Below are 18,321 nucleotides of genomic sequence, written 5' to 3' on the forward strand. Positions count from 1 at the left end.
CCGTCATCGCATCGGCCCGTGCGGCCGGCCTCCGGCACCCGCGCGGGTCGATGCGAACCCATTATTTCAGCACGCTTTCGCGGCACTTCGAACCCATGTCACTCGATCCCAACTATCCTCGCGACCTGATCGGCTACGGCCGCCATCCCGTGCAGGCGAACTGGCCCGGGCGCGCCCGCGTCGCCGTGCAATTCGTCCTGAACTACGAGGAGGGCGGCGAGAATTGCGTGCTGCACGGCGATCCGGGCTCCGAGCAGTTCCTGTCCGAAATCGTCGGCGCGGCCGCCTATCCGGACCGCCACATGAGCATGGAGTCGATCTACGAGTACGGTTCGCGTGCGGGCGTGTGGCGCATTCTGCGCGAATTCGAGAAGCGCGGGCTGCCGCTGACGGTGTTCGGCGTCGGCATGGCGATCGAGCGTCATCCGGAACTCGCGCGTGCCTTCGTCGAGCTCGGCCATGAGATCGCGTGCCACGGCTGGCGCTGGATCCACTACCAGAGCATGACGCCCGAGCTCGAGGCCGAGCACATGCGCCTCGGGATGGAAGCGATCGAGCGCGTGACGGGCGAGCGTCCGCTCGGCTGGTACACCGGCCGCGACAGCCCGAACACGCACCGCCTCGTCGCGGAATACGGTGGCTTCCTGTACGACTCCGACAACTACGGCGACGACCTGCCGTTCTGGATGGATGTCGAGGTGTCGGGCGGCAGCACGTCGCCGCAGCTGATCGTTCCGTACACGCTCGATACGAACGACATGCGCTTCGCGACGCCGCAGGGCTTCAACACCGGCGACCACTTCTTCGAGTACCTGCGTGACGCGTTCGACGTGCTGTACGCGGAGGGCGACGACGCGCCGAAGATGCTGTCGATCGGCATGCACTGCCGGCTGCTCGGCCGGCCGGGGCGTTTCCGCGGGCTGCAGCGTTTCCTCGATCACATCGAGAAGCACGATCGCGTATGGGTGACGCGGCGTGTCGATATCGCGCGTCATTGGCGCGAACATCATCCGTACCAGCCCAGTCATCGAAACGAAGGGAAAGCATGAAGGCGATGCGTTACACGTTGGAGCAACTGAACACGATGGCGCCGAGCGCATTCGTCGCGGCGCTGTCGGGGATCTTCGAACATTCGCCGTGGGTGGCCGAGGTCGCGGCGGGCAAGCGGCCGTTCGCGAGCATCGACGCGCTGCACGAGACGATGTCGAACGCGGTGGAGACGGGCGGCGAAGTCCGCCAGCTCGCACTGATCAATGCCCACCCGGAGCTGGCCGGCAAGGCCGCCGTGCGCGGTGAGCTGACGGCCGAGTCGACGCGCGAGCAGAGCGGCGCGGGTCTCGACCAGTGCACGCAGGAAGAGTTCGACAAGCTGCTGACGCTGAACCGCACGTATCGCGAGAAGTTCGGTTTCCCGTTCATCCTCGCGGTGCGCGGCTATGACCGGCACGGCATCATCGCGAACTTCGAGTCGCGCGTGAATCATTCGCGCACCGAGGAACTGCGCGCGAGCCTCGACCAGATCTACCGGATCGCGCGTTTCCGCCTCGACGACCTGATCGACGCCTGACACCTCACGACGGCCTGCTGCGTCGCAGCGGCCTGATCGCATCACTGAAACAAGGAAACATCATGGCTGTTCCGCTTCTCGATCCCGACGCACCCGACTTCACGCGGCGCTACGTGAACCTCGCCGACCCGCGTCTCGGTGCGCAGGCGCTCGAGGCCAGCGACGACTTCTTCGCGCCGAAGGAGCGGATGCTGAACCCCGAGCCGGCCGTTTTCATTCCCGGCAAGTACGACGACCACGGCAAGTGGATGGACGGCTGGGAGACGCGCCGCAAGCGCACGACGGGCTACGACTGGTGCATCGTCAAGCTCGCGCGTCCGGGCGTGATCAAGGGCTTCGACATCGACACGAGCCACTTCACCGGCAACTTCCCGCCGGCCGCGTCGATCGAGGCCGCGTACGTGGCCGACGGCGCGCCGACGCACGCGACCGAATGGGTCGAGATCGTGCCGTCGACGACGCTGCAAGGCAACAGCCACCACTACGTCGCGGCGAGCGACGCGCGCGCGTTCACGCACCTGCGCGTGAACATCTATCCGGACGGCGGCATCGCGCGCCTGCGCGTGTACGGCCAGCCGCAGCTCGACTGGGCCGGCGCCAGCGCGACCGAGCAGTTCGACCTCGCGGCGATGGAGAACGGCGGCTACGTGGTGGCGGCGAACAACCAGCACTTCGGCGTCGCGTCGAACCTGCTGCTGCCGGGCCGCGGCGTGAACATGGGCGACGGCTGGGAAACCCGCCGTCGCCGCGAGCCGGGCAACGACTGGGCGATCATCGCGCTCGCGCAGCCGGGCGTGATCCGCAAGATCGAAGTCGACACCGCGTTCTTCAAGGGCAACTATCCGGACCGCTGCTCGATCCAGGCCGCGTACGTGTCGGGCGGCACCGACAGCTCGCTGATCACGCAGTCGATGTTCTGGCCGGTGCTGCTCGGCGAACAGAAGCTGCAGATGGACAAGCAGCACTATTTCGAACACGAGATCGCATCGCTGGGCCCGGTGACCCACGTGCGCCTGAACATCATTCCGGACGGCGGCGTATCGCGCCTGCGTCTGTGGGGGACGCTCGACAAATGAAGACGCTCGCAATCGAACCGCTGACCAAGGAAGCTTTCGCGGCGTTCGGCGACGTGATCGAAACCGAAGGCGCGAAGCAGATTCCGATCAATCTCGGCACGACGATCCGCTTTCACGATCTTGCGAAGGTCGACGTGAGCGACGAAGACGGCCGCACGCTCGTTAACCTGTTCCGCGGCCAGCCGCGCACGCTGCCGTTCGAGGTGAAGATGCTCGAGCGCCATCCGCTCGGCAGCCAGGCGTTCGTGCCGCTGAACGACCAGCCGTATCTCGTCGTCGTCGCGCCGGCCGGCGATCTCGATCCGTCGAAGATCCGCGCGTTCGTGACGAGCGGCTGGCAGGGCGTCAATTATGCGAAGGGCGTGTGGCATCACCCGCTGATCGCGCTGGGCGGCGTCAGCGACTTCATCGTCGTCGATCGCGGCGGTGACGGGCTGAACCTGAACGAGCAGGACCTGCCGGAATCGCTGTGGCTCACCGAGGACGCGCTGGACGCTGTGACGGCCTGAGCGGCAGTTCGGCCCCGCCTGTCGAAGCAACCCGCGCGACCTGCGCGGGTTTTTTTATGCGCGCCGCGCGCGTCATGGCGCGACGAGCCGTGCGTGCTCGTACGCACGATGCGGCAGCGCGACGAACGGCGTCGCATCGGGGCGTGTCGCCGAGCCGAGCCGTGCCGTGCATCGTCGCGTCGCGCGGACCGGCTCGCGGACGACGTTGCGCTGACGCGGATGTGACGTTGCGGGGGCGTCGAGGCGGCCGGTCGCGTGCTATCGTGCCCGCATCGCCACCGCCCGACGTCCGGTTCCGGACGCGTTCCCCCGATGAGCCAACCTGAAAACGACCTCACGATACTGCTGCGCACGCTGCAGCCCGAACTGCATCGCGGTGCGTTCGCATTCGTCGCACTGCCGGCCGCTACGGAAATATCGTTATCCGAAACGATCGCGATCTTTCGCGAAGCGGAAGGCGTGACGGTCGTGGTCGACGAGGCGACGGCCGCGCGTCGCGGCTGGCCCGTGCTGTTCCGCGCCGCATGGATCACGCTGACCGTGCATTCGGATCTTGCCGCGGTCGGCCTGACGGCCGCGTTCGCGCGGGCATTGGGTGAGGCCGGCATCAGCTGCAACGTGATGGCCGCCGCGTATCACGATCACATCTTCGTGCCGTTCGACGACGGCCCGCGCGCGCTCGATGCGCTCGTCGCGCTGCAGCGCGACGCGATGCGCGGCTAGCGTACGACGCGCATTCCGCGCACGCAAAAAAACGGGCCCGTTGCCGGGCCCGCGAACGGAGAGGATCGCGCCGGCAATTGATAGCCGGCGCACCGTGGCTTACTTGACCGCGCCACCCTCGAACCAGGCGGCGAGCTTCACGCGCTCGTCGTCGGTCATGTGCGTGACGTTGCCGATCGGCATCGCCTTCAGGCGCACGGCCTGTTCGTAGATGCGTTGCGCGTTCTTCGACACTTCGTCCGGCGTGTCGAACATCACGCCGGCGGGCGCGCTGCCCATCAGCGTCGGCTTGGCCGAGTGGCACTCGACGCAGCGCTGCTGCAGGATCGGCATGATGTCGTTGATCACGATCTTCGGTGCGTTCGCCGCTTGTGCTTCCGGTGCGACCGGCTTTGGCATCGTCCACACCAGCGCGCCCGACAGCAGCGCGACGCCGCCGATCGGCAGGTACCACAGCTGCTTGCCGCGGTGACGCATCACGAAGAACTGACGGATCAGCGCGCCGGCCAGCATGATGAGCACGAGCACGACCCAGTTGAACTTGTTCGTGTACGTCATCGCATAGTGGTTCGACAGCATCGCGAACACGACCGGCAGCGTGAAGTACGTGTTGTGCACCGAGCGCTGCTTGCCGCGCTTGCCGTAGATCGGGTTCGGCTCCTCGCCCTTGAGCATCTTGTCGACCATCTTGCGCTGGCCGGGGATGATCACGAAGAACACGTTCGCCGACATGATCGTCGCGAGCATCGCGCCGACGATCAGGTACGCCGCACGGCCCGAGAAGATGTGGCACGCGAGGTACGCGGCGACGACGACGTAGAGGCCGACACAGATGCCCAGCACGCGATCGTTGGTGCCGAGGATGCGGCACAGCGTGTCGTAGACGATCCAGCCGGCCGCGAGGAAGCCGAGCGCGGACGCGACGGCGACCACCGGGCCCATGTCGAGCACGCTCTTGTCGATCAGGTAGGTGTTCGGCGCGAGCAGGTACAGCACGAAGAACAGCGAGAAGCCCGACAGCCAGGTCGTGTACGACGGCCACTTCGACCAGTGCAGGTCATCCGGCATTTCCGGCGGGGCGACCGTGTACTTCTGCATGTTGTAGAAACCGCCGCCGTGGACGTGCCACAGTTCGCCGAACACGCCGCGCTTGCGCTGGTTCGCGTCGGTCGGCGGTTTCAGGCTGTTGTCGAGCGCGACGAAATAGAAGGACTCGCCGATCCACGCAATGGCGACGATGACGTGCAGCCATCGCAGCGCGAGGTTCAGCCAGTCGGTGATGAAGCCTTCCATGAAACTCCTCCAGACTCAGATCGTTGTCTTTGATGCGGGCGCCGATGCGTGTGTCAGCTGCCGCGATAGGTGCTGTACGACCACGGCGACACGAGCAGCGGCACGTGGTAGTGCGATGCGGTGTCGGCGATGCCGAAGCGCAGCACGACGCGGTCGACGAAGCGCGGTTCGGGCACCTTCACGCCGAGCGACGCGAAGTAGTCGCCGGCATGGAACACGAGTTCGTATTCGCCGGCGGCGAGCGCGGCACCTTCGAGCAGGGGTTCGTCGCAGCGGCCGTCGCTATTGGTCAGCACGGTCTTGATCGCGCGGCGCGATTCGCCGTCCAGCGCGTAGAGGTCCACCTTGATGGCGGCGCCGGGACGGCCGTGCGCCGTATCGAGTACGTGGGTAGTGAGCTTTCCCATTCGCAATTGTCCTTGTGTGAATGCGAGGTTCGGCGGCGACTCGATCCATGACTGTGCGGCGGATCGAGGCTCCACGTCACGTGGCTACATACCCGTCGGCGAGATTGAAGCGAGCGCCGTGCAGGCATTGTAAAAAGGTTCCCCGCGCAAATACGGGCGCGATATCAAAGATAATGCGCCGCGCATGAACCGCTGTCGACGGCGGGAAAAAACCCGCCGCGCCGCGCCCGGCGGGCCGCTGCACGGCCCACGCGCGTACCATATCGAAACCGTGAAGCGCAGTATTCGGCGTCGCGCATTGTGCGGCGCGCGCGCATCGGCGATCCTCCCGCCGTGCGCGTCGGCCCGGCGGCCGGGGCGCACCCCGAAGACGGCGAGCACGCCGGGTAACCGGGCCAGGGCGTTCGAACGGACGCAGGCACCGGGGCGTGCCGCGAATCAGCGTTCGAACGGCTTTGCGACCGCCCGAAAGGGCTGACCGACGCGGAGAACGCATGAATCCCGAGCAACACCCCGGCGCGCACGCACGCGCGCCGCACCCATCCTCATCCCGCCCGACGACCCTGCTGGTCAAGCACGCCGACGTGCTCGTGACCATGGACGACACGCGCCGCGAACTGCGCGACGCGGGGCTCTATATCGAAGACAACCGGATCGTCGCGGTCGGCCCGAGCGCCGAGTTGCCCGATACTGCGGACGAAGTGCTCGACCTGCGCGGCCACCTCGTGATCCCGGGGCTCGTGAACACGCACCATCACATGTACCAGAGCCTCACGCGCGCGGTGCCGGCCGCGCAGAACGCGGAGCTGTTCGGCTGGCTCACGAACCTGTACCGGATCTGGGCGCACCTGACGCCCGAGATGATCGAGGTGTCGACGCTGACCGCGATGGCCGAGCTGTTGCAGTCGGGCTGCACGACGTCGAGCGACCATCTGTACATCTATCCGAACGGCAGCCGGCTCGACGACAGCATCGGCGCCGCGCAGCGGATCGGCATGCGCTTTCACGCGAGCCGCGGCGCGATGAGCGTCGGCCAGCGCGACGGCGGGCTGCCGCCCGATTCGGTCGTCGAGCGCGAGCCCGACATCCTGCGCGATGCGCAGCGCCTGATCGAGACCTATCACGACGAAGGCCGCTACGCGATGCTGCGGGTGGTCGTCGCGCCGTGCTCGCCGTTCTCGGTGAGCCGCGGCCTGATGCGCGACGCGGCCGTGCTGGCGCGCGACTACGGCGTGTCGCTCCACACGCACCTGGCCGAGAACGTCAACGACATCGCGTACAGCCGCGAGAAGTTCGGGATGACGCCTGCCGAATACGCGGAAGATCTCGGCTGGGTCGGCCACGACGTGTGGCACGCGCACTGCGTGCAGCTCGACGATGCGGGGATCGGCCTGTTCGCGCGCACCGGCACCGGCGTCGCGCACTGTCCGTGTTCGAACATGCGGCTCGCGTCGGGCATCGCGCCGGTGCGGAAGATGCGTCTGGCGGGCGTGCCGGTCGGCCTCGGTGTCGACGGTTCCGCGTCGAACGACGGCGCGCAGATGGTCGCGGAAGTGCGGCAGGCGCTGCTGCTGCAGCGGGTCGGTTTCGGGCCCGATGCGATGACCGCGCGCGAAGCGCTCGAGATCGCGACGCTGGGCGGCGCGAAGGTGCTGAACCGCGACGACATCGGCGCGCTGAAGCCCGGCATGGCCGCGGACTTCGCCGCGTTCGACCTGCGCCAGCCGCTGTTCGCGGGCGCGCTGCACGATCCGGTCGCGGCGCTCGTGTTCTGCGCGCCATCGCAGACGGCGTACACGGTGGTGAACGGGAAGGTGGTGGTGCGGGAAGGGCGGCTCGCGACGATCGACCTGCCGCCCGTCATCGAGCGCCACAACGCGCTGGCGCAGGCACTCGTGGAGGCGTCGCGCTGACCTCGTCGACGTGAGGTGAAGGCCGCGCGCCCGCACGCCGCGGATCGGGCGCGCGGCCGTGGCTACGGCTGAGGCTGAAGCTGGGGCTGAGGCTGAGGCTGAGGCTGAGGCTGAGAAGCCGCCAAGGGCCGCGCCGCGCGTCACCCCGGCCCACCCCGCAACGGCGTGGCCGGCGCGCGCGTCGCATGCGCTTACGCCTCGATCAGCGTGCGGGTCGCTTCGGCGACGAGGCTGCGCAGCCAGCGCACTTCGTCGGAGTAGTGGCAGCGTTCGTGCCACAGCTGGTAATACTGCATCGGCGGGAAGTCGAGCGGTGCCGGCACGACCGACAGCGGCAGGAACTTCGCGTAGTGATCGGCGAACAGGCGCGTCGTCGTGAAGATCAGGTCGGACTTCACCAGCACGTACGGTGCGAGGTTGAAGTACGGCAGCGTGACGACCACGTGACGCTTGAGCCGTTCGCGTGCGAGATGCACGTCGATCGCGCCGCGCTGGCCGACCGAGTACGGCGTCGGCGCGAGATGCGGCGCGTTCAGGTACTGGTCGAGCGTGAGCCCGCCGCGCTTCGCGAACGGGTGCGTGTTGCTCATCAGGCAGACGATTTCGTCGACGAACAGGTTCGACAGGTGCAGCTGCTCGGGCGGCTCGGGCCAGTTGCCGACGACGATGTCGAGCTTGCCGTCTTCCAGCGCGAGCTCGTAATCGAACGCGGGGCCGAGCGAATGGAACTCGAGCGTCGCGTTCGGCGCCGCCTGGCGGAAGCGTTCGACGACGGTCGGCACGAACAGCACGTTCAGGTAGTCGGGGCAGCCGATCCGGTAGCAGCGGATCGACGTGGCCGGGTCGAAATTGTGCTGCTGGAACTTGATGCGCTCGATTTCACGCAGTGCGTTCTGCACCGGCTCGAGCAGGCGCAGCCCGTATTCGGTCGGGACCATGCCGGACTTGCCGCGCACCAGCAGCGGGTCGCCGGTGATGTCGCGCAGGCGCCGCAGCGCGGCGCTGATCGCCGGTTGCGACTGGTTCAGTTTGACGGCCGCGCGCGTGACGCTGCGCTCCATCAACAAGGTGTGCAAGACGCGCAAGAGGTACGTGTCGATCGCCTCGCGTTGCTGACTCATGATTTCTCCGGTTTATATGGCTGGGCTGATCGATGGGGGAGGTGGGTATATGGTTTTTAATATGAACTAAAGTCAGCGTCAAGAGATGGATACCCGCAGACACCCGTCGCCGGGCCTCGCCAAGCGGACTGAAGAGGGCCGAACGGGGAGCGGGTGAAGGGGGCGGAATGCGGGCGTGCGCGGTACCGCGCGGATGCGCATTGCACGCATCCGGTGGTCAGGGCACCGCGCGTGACACGCGTGCGTCAGTCGTCGATGCGCATGCCGACTTTCAGCGTGACCTGCCAGTGGATGACTTGGTCGCCTTCGATGTGGCCGCGCGTTTCGGTCACCTGGAACCAGTGCAGGTTGTGCAGCGTCTTGCCGGCTTTCGAGATCGCGTTGCGGATGGCGTCGTCGCACGATTGCCGCGACGAACCGGTCAGTTCGATCAGCTTGTAGACGTGGTCGCTCATGATGCGCTCCCTGGGATGTCGGTGTGTGTGCGGCCGGCGCAAGCGGCGGGCCCGAAGCGGCGCCGCGCGTGTCCGGCTTCTTGAGTGATAGGTATGATGGGCGGCAAGTGCAACCTCAATTGGAGACGAGGAAGATCGTGGAAGTCGGATTTTGCGGACCGGGATTGATGGGCGCGCCGATGATTCGGCATTTGCTGGCGGCGGGCCACCGGGTCAGCGTATGGAACCGCACGCGCGGCAAGGCCGAGGCGCTTGAAAAGGACGGTGCGCAGGTGGTCGACACGCCGCGCGAACTGGCCGAGCGCGTCGACACGGTGTTCGTGTGCGTGCTCGACGGCCGTGCGGTCGGCGACGTCGCGTTCGGCGAGCACGGGCTGTTTGCCGGCGATGCGCATGCACGCCGGCTGAAGCGCATCGTCGATCACTCGAGCATTCCGCCTGCCGCGACGCGCGACTACGCGGCGCGTGCCGCCGCGCTCGGCGTCGGCTGGATCGATGCGCCGGTGTCGGGCGGCGTGCCCGGCGCGCAGGCCGGCACGCTTGCGGTGATGGCGGGCGGCGGCGCCGCCGACCTCGCTGCGGTGCGACCGCTGATCGATACCTACGCGTCGCGCGTCACGCACATGGGCGACGCTGGCGCGGGCCAGACCGCGAAGCTGTGCAACCAGGCGATCGTCACCGCGACGGTGACCGCGATCGCGGAAGCCGTCGGCCTGGCCCAGGCGAGCGGCATCGACGCCGCGCGTCTGGCCGACGCGCTGGCGGGCGGCTGGGCCGATTCGGTGCTGCTGCAGACCTTCGTGCCGCGCATGACGTCAGGCGGTCACGCGCCGATCGGCGCGCTCAGCACGTTCCAGAAGGATGTCGATGCGATCGCCGACGCCGCGCGCGACACGGGCGCGGTGATGCCCGTATCGGCCACGGTGCAGCAGGTGCTGCGCCTGGGCGCCGCGCAGGGGCTTGCCGGCGCCGATTTCGCCGCGTTCATCGACATCGTCCGGCCCGGCAACGGGCGCGGGACGGCGCAGTGAGCGCGCCGCGACGCTGAAGCGGGAGGCCTGAATGGCCGATGGGCCGCCCGGAGGCGGCCCATCGTGTCGGTGTCGGTTCAGCCGAGGGAGCGCGGTGTCGTGTCGCCGGCGTTCTGGCGTCCGAGCCCGCCACGCAGGCTCGCTTTCGTGCCTGCACCAAATTCGGGCAGGATACGCGCGCGGGCGCGGCTCGCGAACACGAGGAAGCCGAAGCCGTTCGCCTCGTACCAGTACCCGCCGTTCTCGAGGCCGTCGAGCGGCTGTTCGAGTGCGTTGGCGATCGATTCGAGGCAGCGCTTGCGCAGTTCGGCGATGGCCGGATAGGGCGGCTGTGCGCCGCGCACGCTGCACAGAAGCACGTCGAGGCCGGGTAGCACGTGCGCATAGAGGACGGGTTCGTCCTGCGCACGGGCGCGGGCAATCTTGGTGTCGAGCTGCGCGAACGGTTTCGAATGGCGCAATACCGCGAGGAAGGACTCCTGGCCATCCTGTTGCGCACGTCGACGTTTTTTCGGGAAGGACATAAACACTCGCCTGAAAAACAATTGCAAGAAATGCGGCACTTTCATGCGACCCACTCCCGGCTATGTACGCCGCATGTCGATCCTTTATAGCACACGAAAATGCTGCACTCCGCACTCGTGCGGTACGACGATCAATGTCTCCCGTCGACCCGCATGCCACGATGATCGACACAGCCAGCGTCTTGGCGCCCGTACTGTCGTTTAGTCTCCATCATAGACCTGCTTTTCCCGCGCGTGCATTCGCGCGTCACAAAAAAGTGAGATAGGCGCTCGCACGACGGTGCACGATGCGTGCCCATGAAAAAGGCCCGCACATGGCGGGCCCGGCAGTCGCAGCGTGGCGCGGTGCTCAGCGTTGCTTGAGCGAATCGCGGATCTCGCGCAGCAGCACGATGTCTTCCGGCGTCGCGGCCGGCGCCGCTTCTTCCGGCTTGCGCAGCTTGTTGATGAATTTCACCATCAGGAAGATGATGAACGCGAGGATCACGAAGTTGATCGCCACGGTGATGAACGAGCCGTAGCCGAATGCGGCGACGCCCGCGGCCTGCAGGTCCTTGAACGAATCGGGATTACCCTTGAACGTCGGGGGGATGGTGCCGAGCAGAACGAACTTGTTCGAGAAATCCAGACCGCCCGTCAGCACGCCGATGACCGGCATGATGAGGTCTTTCACGACCGAGTCGACGATCTTCGAGAACGCGCCGCCGATGATCACGCCGACGGCGAGATCCATCACGTTGCCTTTGACGGCGAACTCCTTGAATTCCTTGATTATGCTCATGAGCGGCTTTCTCCTGGTTGGGCGAGAGGAGGCGTGCCGCGACGCGCAGGGCTGCGAAGCGTCTGATGGGTCGGATCGGGGGCACGCCGATGGCCGCATGATAGCGAACGTGCCCCATTGCCGGTAGCCCATCTTGAAATGATTAACAAATCACCGGGCCGGCGCGAGTGGAAATGAAAGAAAGCGCGGGGGCGGGCGCGGCGCGATGCGTCGACGCCCGCGCGAGCCATGCTCAGGTGTTGTCGTCGGTCCAGCCGTCGTCGTTGCTGCCGAGATCGACGCCGCCGCCGCCATTGCCGTCGCTCCAGTTCGAATCGTCGCCGCGGCCGAGGTCGAAGCCCGGATCGTTGTTCTCCTGGCGCCGGCGCTGGTCGTCGACGATCACGTCGCGTTCGACTACGCGTTCGCGGCCGCCGGACATCGCTTCGCCGAGCAGCACGCCGGTCAGCAGCCCGCCCATTCCGCTGCCGAAACCGCCGCCTTGCTGAACCACGACGGGCGGCTGCTGTTGCGGATACGGTTGCGGCGGATACGGCTGTTGCGGGTACGGTTGCTGCTGATACGGCTGCCCTTGCATGCCGGTCACGCGATCGGCTTCCTGCGCATACACGGAGCCGCTGCCGTTCGCGGGCGCAGCGGGCGGCGCGCTCGGATCGGGGCGGCCTTCGACGCGCGCCTTCACGCTCGCATGCCGCTGTTCGAGTTCGTCGATGCGATACGGCGGCACCGGGTTCTTGCCGTTCGACAGCGCTTCGACGAGCGCGCGTGCATCGGTCTCGATGCCTTCGAGTTCGCTGGTGAGCGCGGCGGCACCGGGCGCCGTCGACAGTTTCGCGTCGAGTTTCAGCGGACGGATGTCGTTCAGCACGTCGGTCGCGCGTTTCAACTGCGCGCGGCGTTCGTCGCCGGCACGGCTGTCGTCGGCCGAGCGTGCGCGCCGCAACGTCCAGCGCAGCACCAGCGCGATGACCGCGACGAGCAGCCCGAGGCCGATCCACATGCCGGTCGACGGACCGTGTTTCGCAACCGGCGCGGCAGGTGCGAGCGACGACTGCAACGAACCGGCCTGCGTGGCCGACGGTGCGTTGCCGCTCGCGCCGCTCACGCGCGCGGCGTCGGCGCGAATGCGCGATTCGGTCTGCGCGAAATGCGACGCGTCGGTGAAGCGCAGTTGCGGATCGAGCGACTTCGCCCGCTGCAGTTGCGCGAGCGCGTCGGACGCGCGGCCTTCGCGGTCCAGCACCTGTGCGTACAGATAGCGCGCATGCGCATTGTTCGGATGGGCGTCGATGACTTGCGACAGCTGCGTGTCGGCGCGCTGCCAGTCACGTTGCGCGATCGACTGCTCGACTTGCTGCAGCGACGGAACCGCAAAGGCGGCGGACGACAGCAGCATCAGCGAGAAGCCGAGTGCGGCGAGAGATTTCTTCATGGTCGAACCGGGCGCGGGCGCCCGTCTCCTGACGATCGGTGCGCGCCGCGCGCCCGGCGGGCCGCGGCGCGGTTGCCTGCCGTTACTGCGCGGGCGTGTCGAGCTGCTTCTTCAGCGCGGCGAGGCGGTCCTCGACCGACGGGCCCTTGTTCAGCGCGGCGAGCTTGTCGTCGAGCGCCTTGCCGCTCGACGTGTCGGCCGAATTCAGGCGGGCGTCCGAACGCGCATTCTGCAGCGCGACCTTGTCCTCGAGCTTCTGGAAGTCCTCGGACAGGTTCTTGCCGCCGATGCCGCCCAACGCGCTTGCCGCGACATCCTTCGCCTGCGCGATTTCCTGCTTGGCCTGCAGGATGTTCGAGCGTGCGTTCAGGTCGTTGCGGCGCTGACGCATGTCGGCGATCTGCCCCTTCAGCTTGTCGACCGACGGCTCGAGCGTCGTCAGCTCGGCCGCGAGCGCATCGCGCTCGGCTTCGGCGTTCGACTGCGCGGCGAGCGCCTCGCGTGCGAGCGCTTCGTCGCCCGCCTGCAGCGCGCGCTTCGCGCCGTCCTCGTACTTCTTCACCTTGTCGTCGGCCGCATCGCGCTTGCTGCGCTGGGTCGCGACTTGTGCCTCGATCTCGATCAGCGAATTCTCGGCACGGCCGATGCTGTCGTCGAGCTCCCGCACGATCTGCCGTGCGTCGCGCGACGGATCCTGTACCGAGTCGGCCGCATCGTTCAGCAGGCCTTTGATCGTGCGCGAAACAGAGTCGAAAAGCGACATGAAATCCTCCGTGGTTGAAAGGTGCCGCGTCGGCGGCAATGCCCGTCGCGAATCGGTTCCGACCCGCGTGAGCCGGCGGATATTACACCGCCGGCCCCTTAAATACGGCTTAAGCGCTGGAGTTCAAGCGCCGTGCGTGTGCAGGTTTCCACCTTTCGCATCTGAAAGAAACGCCGCGGCGCGCACCGGGTCGCGAGTCCATGATAGGCGGAGCATGGCGCCAATACGTTCCGCAATTCATGCTTGTGCGGGAATTTTTACAAAAAATCGCGAAGCCGATCGGTCGATTTCATTAAAATGCGCTGTCACGTCGCGGGAACGGATCGCCGCGCGGCGGGGTCTGTCGACGTGACAGTTGCCACGATGCACCCACTCTGATTCATCCGCTTGCATTTTCCGCATGCGTCCGAGGGCGCCACGCCGCCCGCCATTCCGACATGCCAATCATCAAACGACCGTCTTCTCCTTCCGACCGGAACGAACCTCACTACACGTTGCGCCGTTCGCCGTCGGGGGCCTATTACCCCGATGACGACGAGCGCGGCGACGACCGGCGCGCGCAGCGCCGCGGCGGCGGGGACGGCGCGCGCCGCTCGTTCGGCTCGCGCGTCGCGCTGTGGTTCGTCGGCCTGATCGCGACGCTCGCGATCGTCGGTGCGCTGATCGTCGGCTACGCGCTCGTCGTGATGGCGCCGCAACTGCCGTCGCTCGATGCGCTGACCAACTACCAGCCGAAGGTGCCGCTGCGCGTGTTCAGCGCCGATCACGTGCTGATCGGCGAGTTCGGCGAGGAGCGCCGCAGCCTCGTGCGCTTCCAGGACATTCCCGACGTGATGAAGAAGGCGGTGCTCGCGATCGAGGACTACCGCTTCTACGAACACGGCGGCGTAGACTTCCTCGGCATCCTGCGCGCCGGCGTGGCCGACCTGATGCACGGTGGCGCGCGCCAGGGCGCGAGCACGATCACGATGCAGGTCGCGCGCAACTTCTTCCTGTCGAGCGAGAAGACGTATACGCGCAAGATCTACGAGATGCTGCTCGCGTACAAGATCGAGAAGGCGCTGACGAAGGACCAGATCCTCGAGCTGTACATGAACCAGATCTACCTGGGCCAGCGCTCGTACGGTTTCGCGGCCGCCGCGCGCGTGTATTTCGGCAAGGACCTGAAGGACATCACGCTCGCCGAGGCGGCGATGCTCGCGGGGCTGCCGAAGGCGCCGTCCGCGTACAACCCGGTCGTCAATCCGAAGCGCGCGAAGGTGCGCCAGGAGTACATCCTGAAGCGCATGCTCGAGATCGGCTACATCACGCAGCCGCAGTACGACCAGGCGGTGAAGGAAGAGATCCGCGTGCGCACGCCGGGCAACCAGTACGCGGTGCACGGCGAATACGTCGCCGAGATGGTGCGGCAGATGATGTACCAGCAGTACAAGGACGAAACCTATACGCGCGGGCTGACCGTCACGACGACGATCAACTCGGCCGACCAGGAAGCCGCGTACCAGGCCGTGCGCCGCGGCATTCTCGATTACGAGCGCCGCCACGGCTATCGCGGGCCGGAAGGCTCGATCAACTTGCCGGCGGCCGGCGACGATCGCGACGAGGCGATCGACGACGCGCTCGCCGATCACCCGGACAACGGCGACCTGCAGTCGGCGGTGGTGCTGTCGGCGTCGCCGAACGCGGTCGAGGTGCAGTTCGTCGGCGGCGCCACGACGACGATCGGCCCGGCCGGCCTGCGCTTCGTGTCGGCCGCGCTGAGCCCGCGCGCGAACGCGACGCTGCACATCAAGCCGGGCTCGATCGTGCGCGTGCTGAAGGACGGCAAGACGGGCTGGCAGATCGTGCAGCTGCCGCAGGTCGAAGGCGCGCTCGTCGCGATCGCGCCGCAGGACGGTGCGATCCGTTCGCTCGTCGGCGGCTTCGACTTCAACAAGAGCAAGTTCAACCACGTGACGCAGGCGTGGCGTCAGCCGGGTTCGTCGTTCAAGCCGTTCATTTATTCGGCGTCGCTCGACAAGGGCCTCGGGCCGGCGACGATCATCAACGATGCGCCGCTGTACTTCCCGCCGAGCGTGCCGGGCGGCACCGCGTGGGAACCGAAGGACGACGACCAGCCCGACGGCCCGATGTCGATGCGCACCGGCCTGCAGCGTTCGAAGAACCTCGTGTCGATCCGGATCCTCGCGTCGATCGGCACGCAGTACGCGCAGGAGTACGTGACGCAGCGCTTCGGCTTCGATCCGGCGAAGACGCCGCCGTACCTGCCGATGGCGCTCGGCGCCGGCCTCGTGACGCCGCTGCAGCTCGCGACCGGCTATGCGGTCTTCGCGAACGGCGGCTACAAGGTCGATCCGTACCTGATCGCCGAAGTCGACGACGCGCGCGGCCAGCCGCTGCAGAAATCGCAGCCGGTGATCGCCGGCGGCACCGCGCCGCGCACGATCGAAGGCCGCAACGCATACGTGATGAACAGCCTGCTGCACACGGTCGCGACGGCCGGTACGGGCGCGGGCACCAACGCGCTCGGCCGCAGCGACCTGCAGGGCAAGACGGGCACGACGAACGATGCGAAGGACGGCTGGTTCGCCGGCTACCAGCAGTCGCTCGTCGCGGTCGCGTGGATGGGCTTCGACCAGCCGAAGAGCCTCGGTAGCCGCGAATTCGGCGCGCAGCTCGCGTTGCCGATCTGGGTGAACTACATGCGCACCGCGCTGAACGGCGTGCCCGAGCAGCAGATGCCGATGCCGGACGGCCTGACCTCGATCGACGGCGAGCTGTACTACGCCGATCGCACGCCGGGCAACGGCTTCGTCGGCAGCGTGGACATCAACCCGGCCGCGAATGCGATCAGCGCGAACGACGCGCTCGGCTCGGCCGGCTCGGAGGGGCTCGCGCCGCCGCCCGTCACGCAGCAGGAGAAGCAGCAGATCATGGACATGTTCGAGAACAAGTAAGCGATACGCGGATGTGTCGCATGCGGCGGGCGCCTTCGGGCGCCCGTTTTTTTTATGTGTCTTCGCGCATCAGCCAGCGGGAGGACGAATCAGAACGACGCGCAGGCCGGTACGAGCGTGATGCCGACCGAGTCCTGCCGGAAGCGCTCGCGGTACGCGTGCCGGATCGCCACGAGCCGCGCGTGCGTATCGGCGGTGTCGTCGGCGACGATACGGACCACGAAACTCGCTTCGCCGATGATCCGGCCGGTGGCGCGGTCGCGCCATTGGCCGCGGGTGTCCCAGACCGTGAAACCGTCCGGAAAGCGCGGCGTGACGACCTCGGCGAGGAAGGCCGCGCGTTCCGTTTCGGTGACGGGGCCGCGTCCCGCGATATCGCGCCCGAACAGCAGGTCGGCCTGCAGCATCCGGTGCATGTCCGGCCGCAGACAGCCAACGGAAGCGTCGACGACGGGCGAGGGCGGGGCCGCGCAACCGGCAAGTAGCGCGACGGCTGCCGCGCCGATCATCTGCCGCGTACGACGTTGCCACGCCGCGGGCCATGCGTTCGGCGGCGCTATCTGCCTATTTCGCGTCCGGCGCGCTTCGCGCGCGTAAAACGCTGCGCGCTCAACCACTTGCGTGCTTGTCCGGCGGGTTATCAACAGGGCTGTCAACATAAACTGGGGATAACCCTGAGTATCGTGCGCGGGTTCAGTGCTGCAGTTTTGCGTGCGCGAGATGCATGCCGAGCGTCGCGGGATCGGTGTTCGTGCCCGACAGCAGCACGCCGACCCGCTTGCCCTGCAGCGTTTCGCGCAGCGGGCCGAGCAGCGCCGCGAGCGCAGCCGCGCACGCCGGTTCGACCGACAGCTTCAGTTGCGAGAACAGGAACAACATCGCCGCGCGCAGCGCGTCGTCGGACACCGTGACGATGCGGTCGACGTGGCGCCGGCACAGCTGGTAGCTGTACTCCTCGGTGTGCGGCGCCATCAGCGAGTCGGCGATGGTCTGCATCGCGCTCATCTGGATCGTGTGATTCGCCGCGAAGCTGCGGCTCATCGCGTCGGCGCCTTCCGGCTCGACGCCGTACACGTGCACGCGCGGATTCGCGAGCCGCAGCGCGGTCGCCATGCCGGCCGCGAGCCCGCCGCCGCCGATCGGCACGATCACCGCGTCGAGATCGGGCGTCTGCGTCGCCCATTCGTAGCCGAGCGTCGCGGTGCCGAGAATCGTGTGATAGCCATTGAACGGATGGATGAAGAAGCGACCTTCCTCGGCCTCGATCCGCCGCACGACGTCGAATGCCTGCGACGCGCTGCCGGCGAGCACGACTTCCGCGCGGTACTGCTTGCACTGCGCGATGCGCGCCGGGCTCGCGGTATGGAACATCACGACCTTCGCGCTGCTGCCGAGCCGCATCGCCGCATACGCGACGGCCGCCGCGTGATTGCCGGCCGACACGCACGTGACGCCGGCGTTCTTGCGCGCTTCGTCGAGGGCCAGCAGGTTCGTGAACGCACCGCGCGCCTTGAAGCTGCCGCTCACCTGCAGCAGCTCGAACTTGAAGTTGACGTGCGTGCCCTCGAGGGACGGCAGGTCGGCACGCTCGAACACGGGCGTGCGCGCGACCCACGGCGACAACGCGAAATGCTGCGCGGCGATTTCGTCGAGCGTCGGAATCGGTTCGCCGTCGATCGTCGTATGGGCAGTGCGCTGTTGGTCAGTCGACATGACGTGGCGGGTGGCGGGTGGCGGGAGGGGGCCGGCCCGCACACGCAGGCCGGCGT

The 18,321-nt window shown here is 67.2% G+C and carries 18 protein-coding genes; 8 read left to right on the top strand and 10 right to left on the bottom strand.

The annotated features are described in order from the left end of the window. Positions 1 to 95: 95 nt before the first annotated feature. The 5 genes from puuE (at position 96) to DIE12_RS04800 (ending at position 3,875) form a co-directional block, all read left to right on the top strand. Positions 96 to 1,049: an allantoinase PuuE gene (gene puuE / locus DIE12_RS04780; protein WP_124520036.1), complete on the top strand. Its 954-nt coding sequence runs from the start codon at positions 96 to 98 to the stop codon at positions 1,047 to 1,049. After that, the gene (uraD, locus tag DIE12_RS04785; protein WP_044843738.1) at positions 1,046 to 1,567 is read left to right on the top strand and encodes a 2-oxo-4-hydroxy-4-carboxy-5-ureidoimidazoline decarboxylase; all 522 of its coding nucleotides are present in this window, start codon (positions 1,046 to 1,048) and stop codon (positions 1,565 to 1,567) included. Before puuE ends, uraD begins: the two co-directional genes overlap by 4 nt. Before the next feature lie 62 nt (positions 1,568 to 1,629). Further along, positions 1,630 to 2,643: an allantoicase gene (gene alc, locus DIE12_RS04790; protein WP_044843737.1), complete on the top strand. Its 1,014-nt coding sequence runs from the start codon at positions 1,630 to 1,632 to the stop codon at positions 2,641 to 2,643. Then, the gene (locus DIE12_RS04795; protein ID WP_124486213.1) at positions 2,640 to 3,152 is read left to right on the top strand and encodes an ureidoglycolate lyase; all 513 of its coding nucleotides are present in this window, start codon (positions 2,640 to 2,642) and stop codon (positions 3,150 to 3,152) included. Before alc ends, DIE12_RS04795 begins: the two co-directional genes overlap by 4 nt. Positions 3,153 to 3,464: 312 nt before the next feature. Next, positions 3,465 to 3,875: an ACT domain-containing protein gene (locus DIE12_RS04800; protein ID WP_124486214.1), complete on the top strand. Its 411-nt coding sequence runs from the start codon at positions 3,465 to 3,467 to the stop codon at positions 3,873 to 3,875. A gap of 99 nt (positions 3,876 to 3,974) precedes the next feature. Here DIE12_RS04800 and DIE12_RS04805 read toward each other — a convergent pair whose 3' ends face one another. Together DIE12_RS04805 and uraH are read right to left on the bottom strand one after the other, a co-directional pair. Then, positions 3,975 to 5,168, bottom strand: coding sequence for a urate hydroxylase PuuD (locus DIE12_RS04805; RefSeq protein ID WP_124520038.1), 1,194 nt, complete (start codon positions 5,166 to 5,168; stop codon positions 3,975 to 3,977). Between the two features lie 53 nt (positions 5,169 to 5,221). Beyond that, positions 5,222 to 5,575, bottom strand: coding sequence for a hydroxyisourate hydrolase (gene uraH, locus DIE12_RS04810; protein WP_011657188.1), 354 nt, complete (start codon positions 5,573 to 5,575; stop codon positions 5,222 to 5,224). A gap of 494 nt (positions 5,576 to 6,069) precedes the next feature. Between uraH and DIE12_RS04820 the strand changes: the two genes are divergently transcribed. Next, positions 6,070 to 7,488 (top strand): 8-oxoguanine deaminase, encoded by a 1,419-nt coding sequence (locus DIE12_RS04820; RefSeq protein ID WP_124520042.1) that lies wholly within the window; start codon positions 6,070 to 6,072, stop codon positions 7,486 to 7,488. Between the two features lie 191 nt (positions 7,489 to 7,679). Here the strand turns inward: DIE12_RS04820 and DIE12_RS04825 are convergent, their stop codons facing one another. Together DIE12_RS04825 and DIE12_RS04830 are read right to left on the bottom strand one after the other, a co-directional pair. Next, entirely contained in the window at positions 7,680 to 8,609 is a 930-nt protein-coding gene (locus DIE12_RS04825; protein WP_006762467.1) for a LysR substrate-binding domain-containing protein, read from the bottom strand. A gap of 245 nt (positions 8,610 to 8,854) precedes the next feature. Further along, positions 8,855 to 9,064 (bottom strand): dodecin, encoded by a 210-nt coding sequence (locus tag DIE12_RS04830; RefSeq protein ID WP_006755984.1) that lies wholly within the window; start codon positions 9,062 to 9,064, stop codon positions 8,855 to 8,857. Between the two features lie 137 nt (positions 9,065 to 9,201). On the opposite strand from DIE12_RS04830, the gene DIE12_RS04835 reads away from it, so the two are divergent. Continuing rightward, complete coding sequence (locus DIE12_RS04835; RefSeq protein ID WP_044843795.1) at positions 9,202 to 10,095, top strand: NAD(P)-dependent oxidoreductase; 894 nt, start codon at positions 9,202 to 9,204, stop codon at positions 10,093 to 10,095. A 77-nt stretch (positions 10,096 to 10,172) separates the two neighbouring features. Here the strand turns inward: DIE12_RS04835 and DIE12_RS04840 are convergent, their stop codons facing one another. From DIE12_RS04840 to DIE12_RS04855, 4 genes are all read right to left on the bottom strand, one after another. Beyond that, positions 10,173 to 10,619, bottom strand: coding sequence for a hypothetical protein (locus DIE12_RS04840; protein ID WP_185500383.1), 447 nt, complete (start codon positions 10,617 to 10,619; stop codon positions 10,173 to 10,175). Positions 10,620 to 10,968: 349 nt separating this feature from the next. After that, positions 10,969 to 11,400 carry a large conductance mechanosensitive channel protein MscL gene (mscL, locus tag DIE12_RS04845; protein ID WP_006760677.1) on the bottom strand — a complete coding sequence of 144 codons (432 nt, stop codon included), beginning with the start codon at positions 11,398 to 11,400 and terminating at the stop codon, positions 10,969 to 10,971. A gap of 232 nt (positions 11,401 to 11,632) precedes the next feature. After that, positions 11,633 to 12,832, bottom strand: a complete 1,200-nt coding sequence (locus DIE12_RS04850; protein ID WP_124520044.1) for a tetratricopeptide repeat protein — start codon at positions 12,830 to 12,832, stop codon at positions 11,633 to 11,635. 82 nt (positions 12,833 to 12,914) lie between these two features. Further along, positions 12,915 to 13,595: a PspA/IM30 family protein gene (locus tag DIE12_RS04855; protein WP_044843730.1), complete on the bottom strand. Its 681-nt coding sequence runs from the start codon at positions 13,593 to 13,595 to the stop codon at positions 12,915 to 12,917. A 437-nt stretch (positions 13,596 to 14,032) separates the two neighbouring features. On the opposite strand from DIE12_RS04855, the gene DIE12_RS04860 reads away from it, so the two are divergent. After that, positions 14,033 to 16,552 carry a penicillin-binding protein 1A gene (locus DIE12_RS04860; RefSeq protein ID WP_124486218.1) on the top strand — a complete coding sequence of 840 codons (2,520 nt, stop codon included), beginning with the start codon at positions 14,033 to 14,035 and terminating at the stop codon, positions 16,550 to 16,552. 89 nt (positions 16,553 to 16,641) lie between these two features. Here the strand turns inward: DIE12_RS04860 and DIE12_RS04865 are convergent, their stop codons facing one another. Both DIE12_RS04865 and DIE12_RS04870 read right to left on the bottom strand, forming a co-directional pair. Then, a complete protein-coding gene (locus tag DIE12_RS04865; RefSeq protein WP_124486314.1) occupies positions 16,642 to 17,061 on the bottom strand; it encodes a DUF3574 domain-containing protein in 420 nt (139 codons plus the stop codon). Positions 17,062 to 17,245: 184 nt separating this feature from the next. Next, the gene (locus tag DIE12_RS04870) at positions 17,246 to 18,265 is read right to left on the bottom strand and encodes a threonine/serine dehydratase (protein WP_044843727.1); all 1,020 of its coding nucleotides are present in this window, start codon (positions 18,263 to 18,265) and stop codon (positions 17,246 to 17,248) included. Positions 18,266 to 18,321: the final 56 nt, after the last annotated feature.

This window comes from Burkholderia sp. Bp9015 (assembly GCF_003853505.1).
Classification (GTDB): domain Bacteria; phylum Pseudomonadota; class Gammaproteobacteria; order Burkholderiales; family Burkholderiaceae; genus Burkholderia.

Bases quoted from the DNA above. Each gene is read 5' to 3' on its own strand.
- DIE12_RS04830 (WP_006755984.1), bottom strand. From the start codon at position 9,064: ATGAGCGACCACGTCTACAAGCTGATCGAACTGACCGGTTCGTCGCGG.
- puuE (WP_124520036.1), top strand. From the start codon at position 96: ATGTCACTCGATCCCAACTATCCTCGCGACCTGATCGGCTACGGCCGC.
- uraD (WP_044843738.1), top strand. From the start codon at position 1,046: ATGAAGGCGATGCGTTACACGTTGGAGCAACTGAACACGATGGCGCCG.
- alc (WP_044843737.1), top strand. From the start codon at position 1,630: ATGGCTGTTCCGCTTCTCGATCCCGACGCACCCGACTTCACGCGGCGC.
- DIE12_RS04825 (WP_006762467.1), bottom strand. From the start codon at position 8,609: ATGAGTCAGCAACGCGAGGCGATCGACACGTACCTCTTGCGCGTCTTG.
- DIE12_RS04850 (WP_124520044.1), bottom strand. From the start codon at position 12,832: ATGAAGAAATCTCTCGCCGCACTCGGCTTCTCGCTGATGCTGCTGTCG.
- DIE12_RS04865 (WP_124486314.1), bottom strand. From the start codon at position 17,061: ATGATCGGCGCGGCAGCCGTCGCGCTACTTGCCGGTTGCGCGGCCCCG.
- DIE12_RS04820 (WP_124520042.1), top strand. From the start codon at position 6,070: ATGAATCCCGAGCAACACCCCGGCGCGCACGCACGCGCGCCGCACCCA.
- DIE12_RS04840 (WP_185500383.1), bottom strand. From the start codon at position 10,619: ATGTCCTTCCCGAAAAAACGTCGACGTGCGCAACAGGATGGCCAGGAG.
- DIE12_RS04855 (WP_044843730.1), bottom strand. From the start codon at position 13,595: ATGTCGCTTTTCGACTCTGTTTCGCGCACGATCAAAGGCCTGCTGAAC.
- DIE12_RS04805 (WP_124520038.1), bottom strand. From the start codon at position 5,168: ATGGAAGGCTTCATCACCGACTGGCTGAACCTCGCGCTGCGATGGCTG.
- DIE12_RS04800 (WP_124486214.1), top strand. From the start codon at position 3,465: ATGAGCCAACCTGAAAACGACCTCACGATACTGCTGCGCACGCTGCAG.
- uraH (WP_011657188.1), bottom strand. From the start codon at position 5,575: ATGGGAAAGCTCACTACCCACGTACTCGATACGGCGCACGGCCGTCCC.
- DIE12_RS04870 (WP_044843727.1), bottom strand. From the start codon at position 18,265: ATGTCGACTGACCAACAGCGCACTGCCCATACGACGATCGACGGCGAA.
- mscL (WP_006760677.1), bottom strand. From the start codon at position 11,400: ATGAGCATAATCAAGGAATTCAAGGAGTTCGCCGTCAAAGGCAACGTG.
- DIE12_RS04860 (WP_124486218.1), top strand. From the start codon at position 14,033: ATGCCAATCATCAAACGACCGTCTTCTCCTTCCGACCGGAACGAACCT.
- DIE12_RS04795 (WP_124486213.1), top strand. From the start codon at position 2,640: ATGAAGACGCTCGCAATCGAACCGCTGACCAAGGAAGCTTTCGCGGCG.